Genomic DNA, 842 nt, shown 5'->3' with positions numbered 1-842 from the left:
GTCGCATCTGTTTCCCAGTTACCTATTCAGCTTCCAAATGGTGGCAGTATTTTATTGTCGGATGTCGCGCAAGTCTCGACCATTGAAGGAATCAACCAAGTCAGTCGAGAAAATGGTAAACGCCGAGTTGTGGTTACAACGAATGTTGAAGGGCGTGATTTAGGGTCTTTTGTTTCTGATGTACAGACACAGCTCAAAGCATACACTTTGCCAAGTGGTTATTGGATAGAATATGGCGGTCAGTTTGAAAATTTGGCTTCAGCCAAAGCACGGATGCAAATCGTGATTCCACTGGCTTTAATCACTATCTTTATTTTACTGATGGCGGTCTTTCACAATGTCAAAGAAAGTCTATTGGTCTTTACCGGGGTACCCTTTGCCTTGACCGGTGGTGTGCTGTTCCTTTGGCTAAGGGATATTCCATTATCGATGTCAGCTGGAATTGGCTTTATTGCCTTATCTGGTGTTGCAGTCCTCAATGGACTGGTAATGCTGACCTTTATTAAGGAATTAAGGGACAAATATCCAGTGCATAAAGCCGTGTGGCAAGGGGCTATTTTGCGCTTAAGACCAGTGTTGATGACAGCTTGTGTGGCTTCACTGGGTTTTGTACCAATGGCGCTGGCAACCGGAACAGGGGCTGAGGTTCAACGGCCACTGGCAACCGTAGTGATTGGCGGGATTATCTCTTCAACATTACTAACTTTGGTGCTGTTACCCGTGCTTTATCGTTGGATAAATGAAAAGAAAGTTTCTTAATCCAATAGATTAGTCGATTTACAGCAGAGATATTGGCTGTTATCCAATATCTCTGCTCATCATAAATAGAATAAGGAAAATAT

At 43.2% G+C, this 842-nt stretch carries 1 protein-coding gene; it reads left to right on the top strand.

The window, feature by feature from the left end; all coding sequences use genetic code 11:
* Nucleotides 1–759: efflux RND transporter permease subunit (locus ACNPNW_RS16400; protein ID WP_448767202.1), on the top strand; the 759-nt coding region annotated here is incomplete at its 5' end.
* Nucleotides 760–842: the final 83 nt, after the last annotated feature.

It is taken from the genome of Acinetobacter endophylla, from assembly GCF_053543775.1.
Note: the sequence above shows the minus strand (reverse complement) of the source record. Positions and strands in the feature narration are given on the sequence as shown.